This is a genomic window from Geomonas sp. Red276, assembly GCF_054784495.1.
On sequence record NZ_BLXW01000028.1, the window covers coordinates 1 to 19,329 of the forward strand.

The window sequence follows — 19,329 nt, forward strand, 5'->3', positions numbered from 1 at the left end:
TCAAAGAAGAGGCGGTACAGAAGGCAGTCGATCGGCTAAATAACCGCCCCCGCAAGTGTTTAGACTACCGGACGCCCGCTGAGGTCTTTGCTACTGCCCTCGCTGGTGCATTTGCAACTTGAATTGACAGCCCCCCTCCTCAGCTTCGAAGCTTTTCATCACGTCGGCCATGCTGCTGTACTCTTTTTCCGGCATTTTTTGAATTTCGTCTATCACGACCTTCTCGGCGTGCAGTTGTTGGGCGTGTTTGATCAGGTCCTGTTTTTCGGCCGGGAAGTCGATCCCTTTAAGGTGCTTGCTCACGTTGGCCTGCGAAACACCGGTTCCTCTGGTTGCCATATGAACCTCCTTTTACTTCTCTCCAGCTTTTGCTTCCTATTAAATTGTATTCTGCATAGATGCTGCCAGCAATTGAAAACGAACATCCTTCGATAGTTGCGATATTATAATTAGTCCCACCAATCCCGCCCCATAATGATCATCCTTTTAACGAAGTACTGCCCGCAGCTCCACCCTTTACCTGAACTTTAACGAAACAACCAGCATGGCGGCCAAGCCGGCCACCAGCCAGATCACGTAGTCGCCGATGTAGCCGGAGTGGATGGTCCGCAGCACCCCGGTCAGCCGTTTCATGGTGGCCTTAACTCCCCTTGCCCAAGGCGCCGGGAGCGGAAGGCCGAAAAGAAACCCGGCGGCGACCAGCACCGCCAGTCCCGCCGCCACCAGGGCCAGGGAGGGAAACCACATGTTCGCGCGGGTGGCTCCCCGGTAGCCGGAGGTCTCCGGGGGCTCGCGGTCCCCCGAGGTGGGGGCCGTCTCGGAGAGGGCGTTGGCGCTCCCGGTGCCGAAAAAGACCGTCGCGGCGACCCGCAGGACCGCTCCCCCGGTCAGCACCGAGGCGGCTAACAGGATCGGGGAAAACCAGGGGAAGCCGAGGTGGGAGGCGGCTATTTCGATGGTGGCCTTTCCCGCGGCCGTGCCGAAGGTGGGAGGCCCGCCGGCGCGAGTCCCCCCACCACGAAGAGGGGGGCGGTGAGCCACATCCCTCCCCCCTTGCCCCGCAGCTTCTCCTCGTCCAGCGATGCGTGATGGTAGATGATGATCCCGGCCCCGACGAAGAGCCCGGCCTTCACCAGGCCGTGCCCGACCAGGTACTGGAGGGTTCCCGCCAGGGCCGACGGGGTGAGGAGGCCGACCCCGACCAGCATCATCCCGCTGTGACTCACCGTCGAGTAGGCGAGGAGCCGCTTGATATGCCGCTGGAGGCAGGTCATCACCGCGCCGGTCAAGGCGGTGGCCAGACCGGTCCCGACCAGGAGAGCCCGCACCGCCCAGGCCATGAGTTGGAACCATCCCGGCCAGCGCTTCAGCTCTCCCTTCTCGTCTTCAGCCAGCAGCGCAGGGTCTCCGCCACGCTCCAGGCCTGGGCGATGCAGCCGCGCGGCTCGTAGGGGGATTCGGGGTCGCAGATCTCGCTGATCGATCCCACGCACTGCTCGCCAAGCTGGCTGGCGAGCCCGTCGAGGAAACCACGGGCGTCGGCCACCCGGTCGGGGTGGAGCCTTAACCAGGCGTCCACGAAGGGGCCGATCAGCCAGGGCCAGACGGTCCCCTGATGGTAGGCGGCGTCGCGCGCCCGGATGTCCCCCGTGTAGGTCGCCTTGTACTCCGGGTGCCCCGGGGCGAGCGTCCTCAAGCCGACCGGGGTGAGCAGCCGCTGCTGGACGGTCTCCAGCACCGGCTCCCACATCTCCCGCTCCAGGACCGGGTGATCGAGCGAGATCGAGAAGAGCTGGTTGGGGCGGCAGGCGGTGTCGTCGCCAGCTTCCCCGTCGACCACGTCGTAGAGATAGCCCCCCTCGCCGTACCAGAAGCGCCCGTTGAAGGAGCGGTAGCACTGCTCGGCAAGGCCCCCGAGCAGCTGCGAGTAGGGGCCGTCCTCCTCGGCCACCCACCCCTGCAGAAGCCTCAGGGCGTTATACCAGAGGGCGTTGATCTCCACCGCCTTCCCGCGGCGGGGGGGCACCACCCAGTCACCGACCTTGGCGTCCATCCAGGTGAGCTGGTACCCCTCGGCCCCCTGCCTCAGGAGGCCGTCCTTGGGATCGACCCCGATTCCGAAGAGGGTCCCTGCCAGGTGACGGTCGACGATCTGCCGCATCTGGGGGAGGATCAGCTTGAGGGTCGCCCAGTCCCCGGTCACCTCGAGGTAGCGGTGCAGGGCGTGGAAGAACCAGAGGCTCGCGTCGGCGGTATGGTAGAGCCCCTCGCTCCGCCCCTCGGGGAAGAGGTTGGGGATCAGCCCGTCCCTGACGTAATGGGCGAAGGTGCGGAGGATCCAGCCCGCTTCGTGATGGCGTCCGGTGGCAAGCGTGAGCCCCTCCAGCGAGATCATGGTGTCGCGACCCCAGTCGGTGAACCAGTGGTAGCCGGCGATGACCGTGCAGACCTCGTCCCCCATGGCGTGGGCCCGCACGGTGTCCTCGTGCCGGCCGGCCGGGGAGATGATGAACTGGTCGGCGGCCAGTACCAGCTCGGCCGGCACGCCGTCGTGGGCGTCCTGGGCCGTGGCCTTCAAGAGACGGCGCCGCTCCCTTTCGGTCACCAGGGCCTCGGCGGGGGAGAGGGCGCGGATGGTCTCCCAGCTCTCGGTGGAGGCGGTCAAGGCGGCATCCAGGCCGGGGGCGAGGTCCACGGCGAAGTACCCAGGGCTCCAGAGGCTCCCGACCGACTCGTAGCCGCGGGCGTCCTCCTGCGCGTAGAAGACGTTGGAGGTGTTGCGCTCCTCCAGGGTGAAGGTCCCCCTTCCCCCGGTGATGACCAGCCGGAGCTGGGGGGCGTTGGGGCCGGACGAGATCTGGTAGCGGTTCTCCACCGCCGAGAAGATGTAGGGGTGCTCCTCCTTGAGGTCGACCGGGGAGTCGTGGGGGCGAAAGTGCAGGGAGGGCTGGAGCTTCAGGCGGACCTTTCCCTCCCCCTCCACCATCCGGTAGATGAGGTGCGCGGTGTTCTGGCGGTGGGCGAGGATGAGCTGGCGTTCGATGACGGTGCCGTCGATCTGGTAGCGCCAGATGGGGAGCCCGTCCTCCAGGCGAAAGCCTGCCAGGTGCTCCATGCCGTGGAGTTCCAGGGCGCCTCCCTCTTTCTGCAGCCCCCCCAGCATGGTGGCGCTGCCGTCGGGAAACCTGATCACCTCGGTCACCCGGTTGAGGACCACGATGCGGCCAAGCGGGGCAGGGTAGGCGGCGATCAGCCAGCCGTGGTAGCGCCTGGTGAGCGCCCCGCAGACGGTCCCGGAGGCGTAGCCTCCCAGCCCGTTGGTGACCAGCCACTCGAGCTCCATGAGCTGGCGGTTCCTCTTCTCGGCATCCCTGTCGAGGACGATCTCCCGGGTCACGGTGGTCATTTTCCCTTTCCCTCCGGCACCTGCCTTAACACCACGGCAGCGTTACCTTGAACGATCCAGAAGCGTTCGGTATCGAGCTCCGCCGGGGTCCCCGATCCCCCGTACTCGATCCGTTCGCTGGTCCAAAGGAGCTCCCACCGGTACCCTTCCGGGGGGGCCAGCATCGGCTCGGGGGCGGGGGCGAGATGGAGCTCGCGCCCCAGGTTGAAGAGGAGGAGCCGGTGCTCGTCCTCGAGCTGGTAGCGGAGCAGGAAGGAGGCCCTCCCGAGCACGGCACCCTCGATGAAGGCGTGGTACCCCTTGCTGAAGACGGCATCGCTCTTTCTGAGCCGGATCAGGTCCCGGTACAGCGCGAAGACCTTGACGTTACGGGCCCGCTCGGAAAGGTCGAGCCGGGACTGCTCGAAGGTCGACTGGTCGTACGGCTTGTCGATCGCCTCGATGATATGGGGATTGTCGATGTTGGTGAACTGCTTGAGGAATTCGATGCGGCCGGTGTGCACCTGCCCGGAAATCTCGGGGCTTAGGTCGGCGAAGTACTGGAAGGGGGACGACGCCGAGAACTCCTGCCCCTGGAAGATGAGCGGCGTCTGCGGGGAGAGGAGCAGCAGGGTGACCACCGCCCGCAGCGCGCCGGGATTGGTGAGGGTGTGGATCCTCGCCCCCCAGGCCGAGTTCCCGATCTGGTCATGGTTCTGGATGTAATGGACGAAGCGGTTTCTCCCTATCCCCGCCGTCGAGGACCCGCGGCGATTTCCCTGCCAGTAGAAGCGCTGCCCCTGGTAGAGGTACCCCCACTTGATGCTGGAGACCAGCTCCTGGGGAGAGCCCAGGTACTCGGTGTAATAGGCATCGTGGTAGCCGGTCAGGGCGACGTGGGCGGCATGGTGGAAGTCGTCGTTCCAGACGGCGTCCATTCCGAAGCCCCCCTGGTCGGCGGGAAGCAGGCAGCGCTTGTCCTGGGGCTCGTTCTCCGCGAACATGAGGACCTTCCGCCCCCCCGCCGCGGCGCGGGCGGCGTCTGTGATGTCGCCTAATATGTGACGAGGGGAACGGTCGAGGATGGAATGGGTGGAATCGAAGCGGAGCCCGTCGAAATGGTACTCGTCCATCCAGAAGGCGCCGTTGGCGATGAAGAACTCCCTCACGGCGCCGCAGTTACGGTCGTCGAAGTTGATGGCCCGCCCCCAGCCGCTCTCCTCGGGGCTGTAGTAGTCGCGGGAGTACTTCTCCAGGTAGTTCCCCTCCGGACCGAAGTGGTTGTAGACCACATCCAGCACCACCCCCAGTCCCACCTTGTGAGCGCGGTCGACGAAGCGCCTGAGGTCGTCGGGAGTGCCGTAGTGGCGGTACGGGGCGAAGTGGTTGACCCCGTCGTACCCCCAGCCGAACCTCCCGGGGAAGCCGGCGACCGGCATGATCTCCACCACGGTCACCCCGAGGTCGAGCAGCGCTGGGAACTGCTCCATGGCGGCCGCCCAGGTGCCCTCCCGGGTGAAGGTGCCCACGTGGATCTCGTAGATGACGTGGCCGTCGAGGGGGATCCCTTTCCAGGCGGCGTCGGTCCACGAAAAGGCCGCCGGGTCGACCACCTGGGAAGGGCCGTGGGGCCCCTCCGGCTGGGAGCGGGAGGCGGGGCAGGGGAAGCTCTCGCCGCCGTCCAGGCGGAAGCGGTAGAGCGAGCCGCTCCCCGCCCGGTCGGTCACCCCGGAAAAGTAACCTCCCTTCTCCGGCTTCAACTCGAGGGCGGCAACCTCCGGGTGCCCCTCTTCCTCGCCCAGGATGACGGCCTCCACCCGGCGACAGTTCGGCGCCCACACCCGGAAGCTGACACCTTCCGGGACCACTTCCGCGCCGATGGGGTATCTCCTTTTTGTCCTCTTCGCCTTCGGCATCCGGCAACCTCTCTCCTTAAATTAATAACAATTAATGTAACATACTTTCCCTGTTTGAAAACCAGCCGGTCGGTTCCCGGAAGTCGCTCGTTCACTCACCTCAGGGGAGGCCAGAAGCGGTAACTCCTTACCAAGACCTATTATTTACAGGCACACATTTGACAGCAAAGTCGCCGCTGCTAATATTTAGAAAATATTAATTTAAATAAAATATAACGATATTCATTAGGGACGCAGGCGCCCTAAGTGAGTGATTTATGAAGGGTAGCGTGCTCATAACCGGGGGGGCGGATTCATTGGATCGCATCTGGCCGACGAACTGCTCCGTAGCGGCTACCGGGTACGGGAGCGGACCGTCCTCGTCACCGGCGGCGCCTGCTTCATCGGCACGAACTCGTGAAGCGCCTGGTCTCCGAGGGGCACCGGGGCATCGTCTACGACAACCTCTCCCGGGAGGGGGGGCGGCTCTTCTTGCAGTGGTTGTCCGATTCCTTGACCATGCCGGGGCGACCTGCCGGTTAAGCCTTCCGCCGGCAAATTGAGAGCGCCACCGGGTTGGAGGCCATCTGATGGGAGAAACCATGCAGGCTGCGGTGATCGCCGCACCCGGCCAGGCGGGGGTGCTGGAAGTCCCCCGGCCGGCCCCGGGAGTTGGGGAAGTGGTGGTGCGACTGGAGGGGTGCGGCGTCTGCGCGTCCAACCTCCCTCTTTGGCAGGGGAGGCCCTGGTTCAGCTATCCCGCGCTCCCCGGCGCCCCCGGTCACGAAGGGTGGGGGCGCGTGCAGGAGGTGGGGGAGGGGGTCACCGGCGTCTTAAAGGGGGACCGGGTCACCTTCCTTTCCTACAACGCCTACGCCGAGTACGACAAGGTGCCGGGCGATGCCCTGGTCAAGCTCCCCGCCTCGCTGGATGGGGTCCCTTTCCCTGGTGAGCCGGTCGGCTGCGCTCTTAACGTGTTCCGCAGAAGCGACATCGAGTCGGGGCAGACGGTGGCGGTGATCGGCGCCGGGTTCCTGGGGGCCATCGTCACCGCCCTGGCCCAGTCCCGGGGCGCCCGGGTGATCGCGATCTCGCGGCGTCCCTCCTCCCTCGAGATCGCACGCCGCTACGGGGCGTGGGAGACCGTTCCGCTCGACGACCACCAGGCGGTCCTGGACCGGGTCCGCGAGCTGACCGGCGACCAGTGGTGTGACCGGGTAGTCGAGGCGACCGGCTACCAGTGGCCGCTCGATCTGGCCGGCGAACTGGTCAAGGAGCGGGGGAAGGTCATCATCGCCGGCTTCCACCAGGACGGCGCGCGCCAGGTCAACATCCAGCTCTGGAACTGGAAGGGGATCGACGTGATCAACGCCCACGAGCGGGAGGCGAAGGTCTACCTGGAGGGGATCCGTCGCGGCATCGCCGCCGTGGAGAGCGGCCTTTTCCAGGTCGACGACCTGATGACCCACTCCTTCAGCCTCGACGAACTCGCGCAGGCCTACCAGGCGCTGGAGCAGCGTCCCGACGGCTTCATCAAGGGGATGATCCTGCTTTGACCGGTGAAGATGGAACGAGAGGATGGAAACCGCCATGACGATGCCCTTGACCCACGCAGACAACCACACGGCGCTGGAGCCCCTCCCCAGGCGGATCCTGATGACCACCGACGCCATCGGCGGGGTCTGGACCTATGCGCTCGACCTTTGCCGTGGGCTCTCCGAGTTCGGGGTCGAGGTCGCCCTGGCCACCATGGGGCAGCCGCTCACCGCACCGCAGCGGCGTGAGGCGGCGGATGAGGAGAACGTCACCCTCTACGAGAGCTGCTTCCGGCTGGAGTGGATGGACGACCCCTGGGACGACGTCCGTGAGAGCGGGGAGTGGCTTCTTTCGCTGGAGGCCAAACTACGCCCCGATCTCGTCCATCTCAACGGCTACGCCCATGCCGCGCTCCCCTGGTCGGCCCCCTGCCTGGTGGTCGGGCATTCCTGCGTCCTCTCCTGGTGGGAGGCGGTGCGGCACGAGGAGCCGCCCGCCACCCTCGATCCCTACCGCCAGTCGGTAGTCCGGGGTCTGGCCGGGGCAGACCTGGTGGTGGCCCCGTCGTCGGCCATGATGCAGGCGCTGGAAAGGATCTATAAGCCGCTTCCCAACGGCCGGGTGATCTACAACGCCCGCGGTCGGACCCGTTTCTCGCCCGGCAGGAAGAAGGAGTTCATCCTCTCGGTGGGGAGGCTTTGGGACGACGCCAAGAACATCGGGACGCTGGCCAGGACCGCCTACCGGCTGCCGTGGCCGATCTACGTGGCCGGAGAGCAGAAGCACCCCGGTGGCGGCACGGCCGCCTTCGACGGGGTCAACCGGCTCGGCTTTCTCTCGCCCGAGGCGCTCGCCCCCTGGTACTCGGCGGCCGCCGTCTACGCGTTTCCCGCGCGCTACGAGCCGTTCGGGCTCACCGTATTGGAGGCCGCCCTTTCCGGGTGCGCCCTCGTCCTGGGGGACATCCCGACCTTCCGGGAGCTTTGGGACGATGCCGCCATCTTCGTCGATCCCGAGGATGAGGAAGAGCTCGCCCGGGAACTTCGCACCCTCTGCATGGATTCCACCAGGCTTTCCGATTCCCGCGAACGGGCCCGGCTCCGGAGCCGGGCCTTCAACCTCGGCAAGATGACCGCCGGTTACCTGGCCGCCTACCGGGATCTCGTGCCCCGGCGGCAGATCGATCTCGACCAGGAGGCTCCGGCGTCGTGAAAAGAGGCGACCACCCGATGCGGATCGCGATGTTCTGCCATTCCATCCTCTCCGACTGGACCATGGAAATGCCCACTTCCTGCGGGGTGTGGTCACCGAGCTCATGAGCCGGGGCCACCACGTCCAGGTCTACGAGCGTTCCCATCTACAATGCCCTCGATCCCGACACCCACTTCCCGGTGGATGCGGACCCCCGCCTGAAGGCCGACCTCTCCTTTCTCGGCAACCGGCTTCCGGACCGCGAGAGCCGGGTGGAGGAATTCTTCCTGTCGGTGGCCGAGCGCCTACCCGGGAGATCGTTCCTGCTGGCCGGGGCCGGGTGGGGAGACAAACCGCGCAGCGGGAACGTCGCCTATCTCGGCCACCTGGGGACCGGCGACCACAACGTCTTCAACTGCAGCGCCCTGGCGGTACTGAACATAAGCCGGGCCAGCATGGCGAGAAACGGCTTCTCACCGGCGACCCGGGTCTTCGAGGCGGCAGGAGCCTGAGCCTGCATCGTCACCGACCAGTGGGAGGGGATCGACCATTTCTTCGAACCGGGGAAGGAGATCCTGGTCGCCTCCTGCGGGGACGAGGTGGTGGATATCATGAAGGGGCTCACGGCGGAAACCGCCGCCGGTATCGGGAGCCGGGCCCTCGCCCGCGTCCGTGCCGAGCACACCTATATGCACCGGGCCCGTCAGTTCCAGCAGATCTTCTCCGGCCGCGACCTCAAGATAATGCCGTCCCCCCTTTAGAAAAGGGCGTGTTTTTAATTAAATCCTGTACCAAAATTTCAGCAATTTCTCTGTGATGCCGATTTGTTAACCCCTCATTTCGGCGCGCCGAAATGAGACCTCCTCGCCCCTCCAGGGGAGATGATGGCCTACTAACCCCTCGCCCTTCAGGGGAAAAGGGTGGCCGATGGCCGCTATTGCTATACCCTCGCCCCTTTAGGGGAGAGGGTGGCCGAAGGCCGGGTGAGGGCAGGTTTTAAAACCTCCCTCACCCCTGCCCCTCTCCCCTAAAGGGGGGAGGGGGTACTTAACCGCAGAGTTATTCAATGTCATCGATCGGGGGGCACCCATGAACATCGTCGTCTTCGGCCGATTTGATCCCGCGCTACCGGCTCTACCTGTCGTTCACCGGCGGCCCCACCCTCAAGGTGCTGGAGCGGCAGTACGGCTCCCCCATGGCCCGTCCCCTGTACTGCTCGGTCGACCCCGCACTCCATTACCCGCTGGTGGAAAAGCCCACCTGGGACCTCGGTTACCTCGGCACCTATTCGAGCGACCGGCAACCCGGCCTGGAAAGGCTTCTCTGCAAGCCTGCCTCCCTCTGGCCACGGGGACGCTTCGTGGTGGCCGGTGCGCAGTACCCGGCCGAGATCCGCTGGCCTGCCAATACCGACCGCATCGAGCATCTGGCCCCCGACCACCACCGCGGCTTTTACTGTTCCCAGCGCTTCACCCTCAACTTCACCAGGCGGGCCATGCGGCGGGCCGGCTACTCCCCGAGCGGCCGTCTCTTCGAGGCGGGAGCCTGCCCGGAGGATGTTCGGCGCACCATGGGTGAGGGCGCACGCGCCCGCACCCTGCGGGAGCACACGGCATCCCGGCGTGCCGAGAAGCTGGAAGGGTATCTGCTGTCGGCCTGAGGGGCGCTACGCGTGATGGTGACGACATGAACGATCGACTACAGGCCGAGATTCGGGAACTTTCCCCTGGTTCCATAACCTCCACCTTCCCGATGGCACCCAGACCGATCCCGATCCCGATTCCCCCTCCTGCATAGGCACCTGGAACCGTGAAGAGTATCTCTCGGCGGCTCATTTAACTGAACCTGAGTGATAATCCGCACATTTTGGTGATTTGCCCCACATCTTTTTTGCTCATCGGCGGCGCTTATGCTATACATATGCCGCAAGAGAGGACACCGGTGACGTCAGTCGGGGCCTCTCTCTTATATTTTATGTCTGGAGGAAGGTAAATGAACCTGTCTCGAAGGATACTGTTTACACTATCTGCAGTCTTGGTCCTGTCAGTTGTGTCGTTACTGCCTGCCCTTGCGGCAGACAAGCACCAGACGCTGATTCTGGCCACCACCACCAGCACCCAGGACTCCGGTCTCCTCGATGTACTGGTCCCGATGTTCGAAAAACAGACCGGTTACTTCGTGAAGACCATCTCGATCGGCAGCGGCCAGGCGATGAAGATGGGGGAGCGGGGCGAGGCCGACGTGCTCCTCGTGCACTCTCCCGAGGCGGAGAAGGGGTTCATGGCCCAGGGGTTCGGCAGTGACCGCAAGCTCGTGATGCACAACGACTTCCTGATCCTCGGCCCCAAGAAGGACCCCGCCGGCATCGCCAGGTCAAAGACGGCCGCCGAGGCCTTCAACAAGATCGCCAAGGCCGGTGCCCTCTTCCTCTCCCGCGGGGACAACTCCGGTACCCACGCCAAGGAGAAGGCACTCTGGAAGACCGCCGGCATCAACCCGGAGGGGCAGAAGTGGTACCAGCAGACCGGGCTCGGGATGGGGGATACCCTGAACGTGGCGGCCGAAAAGGGGGGGTACCTGCTGGCGGACCGCGGTACCTACCTCGCCTTGAACAAGAAGCGGCACCTCGGCCTGGAAATCCTCGTCGCCGGCGAGCCGAAACTGCTCAACGTCTACCACGTCATCGTGGTGAACCCCGCCAAGTGGCCCAAGGTCAACAACGCGGGTGCCAAGGCCTTTGCGGATTTCATCGTCTCGCCCCGCGTGCAGGCGGTCATCTCCCGCTACGGGATGAAGGAGTTCCGCGCACCGCTGTTCTTCTCCGACGCGGGTAAGAAACCGGAGGCACTGGGCCTCTAGATGGATCTTGTCTGGGACGGTTTCATCACGGCCTTCCGGCTCCTTTTCTCGCTGGACGAAGAGGTGCTGGGGATCGCCCTCCTTTCCTTGAAGGTGTCGGGAATCGCCACCCTGATCAGCATCGTGATCGGGATCGGGACGGGAACCGTCGTCGCCCTCACCAGTTTCCCGGGGAAGAAGATCCTCGTCAGCCTGGTCAATACCGGAATGGGCCTGCCACCCGTGGTGGTGGGCCTTTTCGTCTCCATCCTCCTTTGGCGTAACGGTCCCCTCGGCTCGCTGGAGCTCCTCTACACCCCCACCGCCATGGTCATCGCCCAGTCGGTCATCGCCACCCCCATCGTCATGGGGATCACCATCGGCGCCATGCAGCATCTTCCCCCCGGCCTCCGCCTGCAGATCCTCGCCCTGGGGGCGACTCGCACCCAGATGGTCGCCATGCTGATCAGGGAGGCGAGGCTCCCTCTCATGGCGGGTGTCATGGCGGGCTTTGGCGGCGTCATCTCCGAGGTCGGGGCCTCGATCATGGTCGGCGGCAACGTCAAGGGGTATACCCGGGTGCTGACCACCGCCACCGTGATGGAGACCGGCCGGGGGAACTTCGACATCGCCATCGCCCTGTCGGTCATCCTCCTGGTCTTCTGCTTCGCCATCAACTACGTCCTGACCTGGATCCAGCAGAGAGAGCGGCCGCGATGACTATGGGACCGACCCTTTTGGAAATCTCCGGACTCAAGGTGGACCGGGGGGGAGTCCGGGTGCTGGATCTGGCCGACTTCTCCCTGACAGAGAATGAGTTCGTCTCCCTCATCGGTCCAAACGGTGCCGGGAAGTCGACCCTCCTCCTTACCCTGATGGGGCTTCTGAAGGCCGGTGAGGGGAGCATCTCCTACCGCGGGCGCCGGGTGAGCACCGGCCGCGAGTGGCTGGACGTGCGGCGCAAGATGTCCATGGTGCTCCAGGAACCGCTCCTCTTCGATACCACCGTCTACGACAACGTGGCCAGCGGCCTCAAGATCCGCGGGCTCTCCCGCACCGAGACCGCGGGACGGGTGGCCAAGTGGCTGGAGCGTTTCGGTCTGGCCGGGATGGCGGGCCGCTCGGCACGGAGGCTTTCGGGAGGTGAGGCGAGGAGGGTGAGCCTGGCGCGCGCCTTCGCTACCGAACCGGAGATCATCTTCTTCGACGAGCCGTTCTCCAACCTCGATGCGCCCACCCGGCAGTCCCTCACCGAGGACATGGACCGGATACTGCGGGACGCCGCCATGGCCGCGGTACTCGTTACCCACGACCAGTCCGAGGCGCTCAGGATGTCTACCCGGATCGTCGTCATGAACGGCGGGGAGATCGTCCAGTCCGGGTCGCCGGCCGCGGTCATGAATGCACCGGCCAACGAATTCGTCGCCAACTTCGTCGGGATGGAAACCATCCTGGAAGGAGAGGTGGTGGCCAACCTGGCCCAGCAGGTAACGGCGGCAGTCGCCGGGGTGGAGATCGACGCGGTGGGACCCTACCAGCCCGGCGAGGCCATCTACTGCTGCATCCGCCCCGAGAACGTCACCATCGCCCTCAGGACCCCCTCCGGCCCCACCAGCGCCAGGAACCTCTTTCCCGCCAGGGTCGGCGAGATCTCCTCGCTCGGCCCCTTTCTCAAGGTCCGCCTCGACTGCGGCTTCCCGCTGACCTCCTACGTGACCCGGGAGTCTTTTACCACCCTGGAACTGTATGAGGGAAAGGAAGTCTTTGCCTCCTTCAAGGCCACCTCCGTTCACCTCATCGCCCAGAGACGGAGCTGATTCCCCGCCAAGCGTCCTTTCCCGTTGCCATCTCTGTCACAACCTTTCACTTCAAACATTGTATGGTAAATTAGATTGTATTAATTCGCAGGCTGTGTCTGTCGGCATCCCGCCTGAGTCGTCCTGGCTGTCCGTGGAGGTGCTCGTGAACAAGAAACGGGGATGGGCTGTCAGTATCCCGGGGAAGGCGGGCGTGCATCCTCGCGTGCCAGCCTCGGCGCCCTCCCTCATTCGCGCGCTCTATCAACGGCAACGGAAAGGGCACACCGGCTCTCCCCTGGCGGACCGCGTGCTCTTCTCCGCCAGGGTGCAATGGACCTCCTTTTATCCCCGGCTCGCTCCGGGCTGCTCCGAGCCTCCCCCGGGTAGGGGCGCGGCGGCGGAAAAGGTCTTCCGGCATCTGCTGGAACTCGACCGCCGGCTGAACTGGGCCGCCGACCGTGAGGGGAGGGGAGGGGGGAGGACTTTGGGCGGGGAAGCGAAGGCCGAAGCCGGAGTGAGCCTTCCGTTGCCTTCCTCCCCTCATGACGCCGATCTCCGTGGAATGGTGGTCGAGGTGATGAGGCTTACCGTTCAACTTTGGGCGGAATCGACCGGCAGCACCAGGGCCGAACTCGCCCGCAGAAGCGGGCAGTGGTCGGTCTACGTCAACGAGGACGGGTGGGAGCGGACCCAGGGGCTCGACCGTTACCTCGACATCGTCACCCTGCCGTCGCACCCGAGGATCCGGAAGGTCCTCTCCACCGCCGATTTCGTCGTCGTCAGCTGTCTAGAACCGGCTCCGCTTCGGGTTCGTCTGCAGGACTCCCTGGCCGGGCTGCGCGACGCCTGCTCGTCCGGCGCGTGACAAGCCTGGGGCTTGCTCGCTCCGCAACGTGGCGGCCGCCGGCGCCCCCCCAGCCCGCTGCATGACGGGAGGTCGGCGCCTCGCCCACAGCATGATGTAACGGCGTGCCGGTGTCGCCTTCATTAGCAACCGGCGGCTCCAGCTCCTCTCGTCGCTTCCCACCCGGCACCCCCAACCCCGCAGCTTCACTGCAACCCCACCACTCATCGACTTCCATCAGCGCCCCAAACGTAACGGTTATAACGGTAAAGTCTCATTGGTTTTGATTAATATCCGTTTAAGCTTTTGCGAGGGAAGGAGCCGCTCGGCATCTCGCCGGCGGCTCCCGCACCCCTCGAATTCACCCGTGATGAGGCAAGTGCGGAAGGAGGAAACATGTTCAAGCGAACGGTCGTACTACTTTTTCTGCTGCTTTGGCCGGTGGTCGCCAACGCATGGACGGTGACGTTCACCGTCAACAACCCGACCCAAGGTGGGCTGTCGGGCAATTTGACCCAGGACGTGGCCGATCAGGGCTCCACCACCGCAGTAACCGCCACCGCCAATCCCAACTACCACTTCGTCGACTTCACCGGTACCGGATTCACCACCACCAACACCAATCCGCTGACCATCACCAATGTCACCTCCGACCTCGCCATTACGGCGAACTTCGCCCCCGACCGTTTCGACGTCATCAGCCATGGCCTTCTCGACGTGAAGGACTTCAAGGGTGGCGCCTCGCACTCGGTGGTCCTCAAAAACGACGGGTCGGTGATCGCCTGGGGGGGCGGCGACGGACAGAGCAACGTCAACGGCGAGACCTCGGTGAAGGCCATCGGGGCAGGGGTCTACCACTCCGTGGTGGCGAAGACCGACGATACCGTGGTCGTTTCCGGGAAGTGGTACGACAACAACAACGCCGCTGCACCGGTGACCGTTCCACCGGCGGTAACCACCTTCGTCAACCAGAATAACGGCATAAGGGCGGTGGCCGGAGGTTTCGGCCATACGGTGATCCTCTCCAACAACGGCACCGTCTTCGTCTGGGGTAGCAACGACTATTACGGCCAGCTCGACCTTCCCGGCACCTTGAGCGGGGCGACCATCACCGCCATCGCCGCCGGCCATAACCACACCCTTGCTCTCACCTCAGACGGGCATGTCATCGCCTGGGGGATGAACGACGTCGGGCAGTCTACCGTTCCCGGTACCCTGTCGGGGGTCGTTGCCATCGATGCCAAGGCGTACCACTCGGTCGCTCTCAAGGGTGACGGAACGGTCGTCTGCTGGGGCGCCGACGAGGCCGGGCAGAGTACGGTCCCCGGCGACCTCGCCGGCGTGGACGCCATCGCCGCCGGCGGGCACCACACCATCGCGCTCAAGCAAAACGGCACCATCGTCACCTGGGGGGACAACAGTCACGGCCAGCTCGACATCCCGACCGGGCTCAACGGCATCACCGCCATCGCGGGCGGCACCTACTTCACCCTGGCGAGAAAAGGGGACGTGGCCCTGATAGGGTGGGGGAACAACGCTTCCGACCAGTGCAACGTCCCCGCCACCGCCTACCTCGGCGTGAGCGGAGGGACCTTGACCTGCGATCCGGGTACCGTCGACTACCTCGGCTCTTCCACCTGCAGCGTCGTCCCCAACGGGACCTACGGGCTCTCCGGGCTCTTCATAAACGGCATCGACTCCCTCGCGGGGGTGGTTTCCGCTCCCACCCTCGGGAAGAATCCGTCCTTCGACCTCACCAGTATCCCGGCATTCAAAACCATCACCGGGGTCTACTCGACGGCACCGGGAGCGCCGTCCATCGCCTCGGTCGCCGCCGCCAACGGCCAAGCCACGGTCACCCTGAACCCGGGGCCCGACGGCGGCAGTCCGGTCACCCGGTACACGGTCACCTCCACCCCTTCGGGCGGGGTCGACGGTTCGGCCGCCACCGCCACCATCAGGGTCCTCACCGGCCTCAGCAACGGAACCCCGTACACCTTCACCGCCTACGCCACCAATATCGTGGGGGACAGCGCCTCGACGACTTCGGCGACCTTCACCCCGATCGGCACCGCGACCGTTGAACTCGGTAACCTTATCCAGAACTACAACGGAACGGCCAGGACCGTCACCGCCACCACCACTCCGCCCGGCCTGTCGACCTCCATAACCTACGACGGCTCCAGCACCCCCCCGGTCAATGTCGGGACCTACCCCGTGGTCGCCACCGTCGCCGCTACCGGCTATACCGGGAGCGCCAACGGAAGCCTCGTCATCAACCAGGGAAGCCAGGCGATCACCGTGACCACGCCGGCACCCGGCACCTCCCCGTACAACAGCACGTTCCCGGTCGCCGCGACCTCGAGCTCCTCGCTGGCGGTGGCCATCACCGCTGCCGGGTCCTGCCAGGTAGCCAGCGGTGGTTCGGCGACGGCGGTGATCCGCGTCACCGCCTCCAGCGGAACCTGCACCGTCCGCTTCAACCAGCCAGGCAACACCAACTATCTCGCGGCCAACGAGGCCACCTCCAGCGCGACCGCGACCATCGCCTCGCAAACCATCACCTTCGGCATCCTTTCCGATCGCACCTTCGGCGCCGCTCCCTTTCCCGTCAGCGCCACCGCGACTTCCTCCCTCACCGTCGGCTTCGCGAGCCTGACTCCGTCCGTCTGCACGGTCACCGGCACCACCGTCACCCTGGTCGGGGTCGGCACCTGCACCGTCCAGGCCTCCCAAGGGGGGAACAGCAACTATGCCGCGGCGACCCCGATCGACCGGTCGTTCCAGGTAGCCGCGGGGGCACTGGATCACTTCCTGGTCACGGCGAGCGGGCCGCAAACGGCTGGAACACCCTTCAGCATCTCCGTGACCGCCCAGGACTCCGGAAACCATACCGTCACCGGGTTCAGCGGCAGCGTCAACCTGACGACCACCGCCGGGCTGGTGACCCCGGCCACCATCGGCCCCTTCGTTAACGGCGCCTGGACCGGCAACGCCATGGTGACCACTGCCGGGATCGCCAAGACCATCACCGCGACCAACGCCGGAAGCGGCCAGACGGGGACCAGCCAGCCCTTCACCGTCCAGCCGGCAACCGCCATCGGCTTTACCGTCCAGGTCCCGACCAGTGCCGCGGCCGGCGCCCCCTTCACCGTTACCGTGGTCGCCAAGGACGCCTACGAAAACGTGGCGACCTCCTACCAGGGGACGGTCCATTTCGCCTGTTCCGACCAGAAGAACGGGGTCATCCTCCCCGCCGATTACCGCTTCCTCCCCGGGGACAACGGAAGCCACAGTTTCTCCTCGGGCGTCGCGCTGCAAACCGCCGTCCGCCAGACGGTAGACGCCAGTGACTCCACCGCCGGGATAACCGCCACCAGCAACACCATCACCATCAACCCGGCCGACGCTGCCAGGCTCCAGGTGACCGGTCCGGCTACCGCGACGGCAGGCGCTCCCCTTTCGGTCACCGTGACGGTGGTGGACGGCTACGACAACATAATCGCCGATTACGCCGGTACCGTTCGCCTTTCCTCCACGGACGGCAGGTCGGTCCTCCCGGCCGATTACACCTTCACCACGGGGGGATCCGCCGCCGACAACGGGGCCCATACCTTCACCGATCTGGTCACCCTCAAGACCTCGGGCGCCCAGAGCGTCACCGCAACCGATACCACGGCCGGTATGATCGAAGGGACCAGTGGCAGCGTGACGGTTTCGCCGGCCGCGGCGGCCGCCATCGAGTTCGCCCAGCAGCCGACCACCGTCACCGCCGGTTCCACCATCGCTCCTGCCGTCACCGTCCGGGTGGTCGACCAGTACGGCAACACGGTGACCGACAGCACTGCCACGGTGACGGTGGCGATCGCCAACGATCCGTCGGGCGGGGCACTCGCGGGGACCACCGTCCATGACGCGGCGGCGGGGACCGCCACCTTCGGCGACCTGAGCATCAACCGGAACGGCGCCGGTTACACGCTGGTCGCCACCAGCGATACCCTTGCCCCGGCGACCAGTGGCAGCTTCGACGTCACCGTGGGGGCTCTCGACCACTTCGCCGTATCGACGGTGGGAACGGTGACCGCCGGGGTCCCCTTTGCACTCACGGTGACCGCCAAGGACGCCTCCGGCAACACCATTCCCGACTTCACCGGCACCAGTTCGCTGGCCGTCTCGGCCGGGTCGAGCATCACCCCGGCGATAACCTCCGCCTTCACGGCCGGTACCTGGAGCGGTGAAGTCACCGTCCTCACCGCCGGCACCGGGCGGACCATCACGGGCACCAACAGCCAGGGGAGCCAAAGCGGGACCGGGAACCCCTTCGACGTCGTCAAGGCCACCCAGAACATCCAGGTGACCGGTGCACCCCCTGTCACTGCCGCTTTCCAGGAGTCCTTCACCACCACGGCGGCGGCGAGTTCCGGCCTTGCGGTCGCGATCAGCGCTTCCGGGGCCTGCAGCGGATCGGGCAGCGGCAGTGCGGTGATCACCATTACCAGCGGAAGCGGAACCTGCAGCATCAGCTACCTCCAGGCCGGGGACGCCGACTTCGAGGCCGCCACCGCGGCCACCGCCTCCTCCACCGCCACCAGGCTCCCCCAGAGCGTCACCGTCACCACGGCGGCCCCGCCATCGGCGGGCTTCGGCACGAGTTTTACGGTGGCGGCCACTGCCCCGGCTGGGTCGGTCACCTACGCTGCTTCCGGAGGCTGCACCAACAGCGGCGCCACCTTCACCATGACGAGCGGCACCACCCCCTGCACGGTCACCTACGAGCAGGCGGGGAACCCCGATTACCAGGCCGCCACCCCGGTCACTTCGAGCACCGCGGCGGTCAAGGCCGACCAGGTGATCACCGTCACCACCGCGGCTCCTTCCCGGGCGGTGCTGGGGTCGAGTTTCACCTTGGCCGCCACCGCTCCGGGCGGTCCGGTCACCTACGCTGCTTCCGGCGGCTGCACCAACAGCGGCGCCACCTTCACCATGACGAGCGGCACCATCCGCTGCACGGCCACCTATGAGCAGGCGGGTAACCCCGACTACCAGGCCGCCTCCCCGGTCACTTCGAGCACCGTGGCGGTCAAGGCCGAGCAGGTAATCACCGTCACCACCGCGGCCCCTTCCCGTGCGGTGCTGGGGGCTAGCTTCACCTTGGCCGCCACCGCTCCGGGCGGTCCGGTCTCCTTCGCGAGCGCCGGCGGGTGCACCAACAGCGGCGCCACCTTCACCATGACCAGTGCAACCACCTCCTGCACCGTCACCATCGACCAGGCGGGGAACGACGACTACGCGGCGGCTCCGCGCCACTCGGCCGAGACCGCGGCCCTCCCCACCGTCCCGGGGAGCCCCACCATGGGTGCCGTCACCGCGGTTAACGGACAGGCCTCCTGCACCTTCACCGCACCCGCCTTCGACGGCGGCAGCGCGATCACGACCTACACGGTGACCTCCTCTCCGGGGAACCTGACCGCCACCGGGACCGGTTCACCCATCGTCGTCACCGGGCTCACCAACGGTACCGCCTACACCTTCACCGTCCACGCCACCAACAGCGCCGGGGGGGGGAGCGAGTCCAACTCCTCGGCCTCGGTCACCCCGCTTCCGACCGGCGATATCAACGGGGACGGCGTGGTCGATATCCGCGATGCACAACTGGCCATCAAGGCCGCGGTCGGCGTGGCGCCGGCCACCTCCGCGATGGCCGCCCGGGCCGACGTGGCTCCGCTGGCCGGCGGCATCCCGCATGGCGACGGCAGGATCGACGTTGGCGACGTGACGGTCATTCTGCGGCGTGCGGTCGGGCTGGTGACTTGGTGATGGAAACGGCTAAATTCCCACAGG

At 65.7% G+C, this 19,329-nt stretch carries 13 protein-coding genes and 2 pseudogenes; 10 read left to right on the forward strand and 5 right to left on the reverse strand.

Annotated elements, in window-relative coordinates; translation table 11 throughout:
* Nucleotides 1-122 (forward strand): annotated as a pseudogene (locus tag ACYVL5_RS17185) (IS30 family transposase); the annotation flags it as partial.
* On the opposite strand, the gene ACYVL5_RS17190 reads toward ACYVL5_RS17185, so the two are convergent.
* The 5 genes from ACYVL5_RS17190 to treZ form a co-directional block, all read right to left on the reverse strand.
* On the reverse strand, nt 91-339 hold the full coding sequence (locus tag ACYVL5_RS17190) for a DUF2795 domain-containing protein (RefSeq protein WP_460596804.1): 249 nt from the start codon (nt 337-339) through the stop codon (nt 91-93). The pseudogene ACYVL5_RS17185 and the gene ACYVL5_RS17190 sit on opposite strands and share 32 nt — an antisense overlap.
* A gap of 177 nt (nt 340-516) precedes the next feature.
* Complete coding sequence (locus tag ACYVL5_RS17195; RefSeq protein WP_460596805.1) at nt 517-1,041, reverse strand: hypothetical protein; 525 nt, start codon at nt 1,039-1,041, stop codon at nt 517-519.
* Nucleotides 948-1,340 carry a proton-conducting transporter transmembrane domain-containing protein gene (locus ACYVL5_RS17200; protein ID WP_460596806.1) on the reverse strand — a complete coding sequence of 131 codons (393 nt, stop codon included), beginning with the start codon at nt 1,338-1,340 and terminating at the stop codon, nt 948-950. Before ACYVL5_RS17200 ends, ACYVL5_RS17195 begins: the two co-directional genes overlap by 94 nt.
* 26 nt (nt 1,341-1,366) lie before the next feature.
* A complete protein-coding gene (locus ACYVL5_RS17205; protein WP_460596807.1) occupies nt 1,367-3,406 on the reverse strand; it encodes an amylo-alpha-1,6-glucosidase in 2,040 nt (679 codons plus the stop codon).
* Nucleotides 3,403-5,301, reverse strand: a complete 1,899-nt coding sequence (gene treZ, locus ACYVL5_RS17210) for a malto-oligosyltrehalose trehalohydrolase (RefSeq protein ID WP_460596808.1) — start codon at nt 5,299-5,301, stop codon at nt 3,403-3,405. Before treZ ends, ACYVL5_RS17205 begins: the two co-directional genes overlap by 4 nt.
* A gap of 569 nt (nt 5,302-5,870) precedes the next feature.
* Between treZ and ACYVL5_RS17215 the strand changes: the two genes are divergently transcribed.
* The 9 genes and pseudogenes from ACYVL5_RS17215 to ACYVL5_RS17255 all read left to right on the forward strand — a co-directional run bounded on the left by ACYVL5_RS17215 (nt 5,871) and on the right by ACYVL5_RS17255 (nt 19,305).
* On the forward strand, nt 5,871-6,836 hold the full coding sequence (locus tag ACYVL5_RS17215) for an MDR/zinc-dependent alcohol dehydrogenase-like family protein (protein WP_460596809.1): 966 nt from the start codon (nt 5,871-5,873) through the stop codon (nt 6,834-6,836).
* 34 nt (nt 6,837-6,870) lie between these two features.
* Nucleotides 6,871-8,028: a glycosyltransferase family 4 protein gene (locus ACYVL5_RS17220; RefSeq protein ID WP_460596810.1), complete on the forward strand. Its 1,158-nt coding sequence runs from the start codon at nt 6,871-6,873 to the stop codon at nt 8,026-8,028.
* A 251-nt stretch (nt 8,029-8,279) separates the two neighbouring features.
* A pseudogene (locus tag ACYVL5_RS17225) lies at nt 8,280-8,768 on the forward strand (CgeB family protein).
* 353 nt (nt 8,769-9,121) lie between these two features.
* On the forward strand, nt 9,122-9,667 hold the full coding sequence (locus ACYVL5_RS17230; RefSeq protein WP_460596811.1) for a CgeB family protein: 546 nt from the start codon (nt 9,122-9,124) through the stop codon (nt 9,665-9,667).
* A gap of 389 nt (nt 9,668-10,056) precedes the next feature.
* Complete coding sequence (locus ACYVL5_RS17235; protein ID WP_460596812.1) at nt 10,057-10,866, forward strand: ABC transporter substrate-binding protein; 810 nt, start codon at nt 10,057-10,059, stop codon at nt 10,864-10,866.
* On the forward strand, nt 10,867-11,565 hold the full coding sequence (locus tag ACYVL5_RS17240) for an ABC transporter permease (RefSeq protein WP_460596813.1): 699 nt from the start codon (nt 10,867-10,869) through the stop codon (nt 11,563-11,565).
* The gene (locus tag ACYVL5_RS17245) at nt 11,562-12,662 is read left to right on the forward strand and encodes an ABC transporter ATP-binding protein (protein WP_460596814.1); all 1,101 of its coding nucleotides are present in this window, start codon (nt 11,562-11,564) and stop codon (nt 12,660-12,662) included. Before ACYVL5_RS17240 ends, ACYVL5_RS17245 begins: the two co-directional genes overlap by 4 nt.
* Nucleotides 12,663-12,807: 145 nt before the next feature.
* Nucleotides 12,808-13,509 carry a hypothetical protein gene (locus ACYVL5_RS17250; RefSeq protein WP_460596815.1) on the forward strand — a complete coding sequence of 234 codons (702 nt, stop codon included), beginning with the start codon at nt 12,808-12,810 and terminating at the stop codon, nt 13,507-13,509.
* A 375-nt stretch (nt 13,510-13,884) separates the two neighbouring features.
* Complete coding sequence (locus ACYVL5_RS17255) at nt 13,885-19,305, forward strand: MBG domain-containing protein (protein WP_460596816.1); 5,421 nt, start codon at nt 13,885-13,887, stop codon at nt 19,303-19,305.
* Nucleotides 19,306-19,329: the final 24 nt, after the last annotated feature.

Coding starts and splice junctions, on each gene's coding strand:
- ACYVL5_RS17200 (WP_460596806.1), bottom strand. CDS start 1,340: ATGGCCTGGGCGGTGCGGGCTCTCCTGGTCGGGACCGGTCTGGCCACC.
- ACYVL5_RS17190 (WP_460596804.1), bottom strand. CDS start 339: ATGGCAACCAGAGGAACCGGTGTTTCGCAGGCCAACGTGAGCAAGCAC.
- treZ (WP_460596808.1), bottom strand. CDS start 5,301: ATGCCGAAGGCGAAGAGGACAAAAAGGAGATACCCCATCGGCGCGGAA.
- ACYVL5_RS17215 (WP_460596809.1), top strand. CDS start 5,871: ATGGGAGAAACCATGCAGGCTGCGGTGATCGCCGCACCCGGCCAGGCG.
- ACYVL5_RS17245 (WP_460596814.1), top strand. CDS start 11,562: ATGACTATGGGACCGACCCTTTTGGAAATCTCCGGACTCAAGGTGGAC.
- ACYVL5_RS17255 (WP_460596816.1), top strand. CDS start 13,885: ATGTTCAAGCGAACGGTCGTACTACTTTTTCTGCTGCTTTGGCCGGTG.
- ACYVL5_RS17205 (WP_460596807.1), bottom strand. CDS start 3,406: ATGACCACCGTGACCCGGGAGATCGTCCTCGACAGGGATGCCGAGAAG.
- ACYVL5_RS17220 (WP_460596810.1), top strand. CDS start 6,871: ATGACGATGCCCTTGACCCACGCAGACAACCACACGGCGCTGGAGCCC.
- ACYVL5_RS17240 (WP_460596813.1), top strand. CDS start 10,867: ATGGATCTTGTCTGGGACGGTTTCATCACGGCCTTCCGGCTCCTTTTC.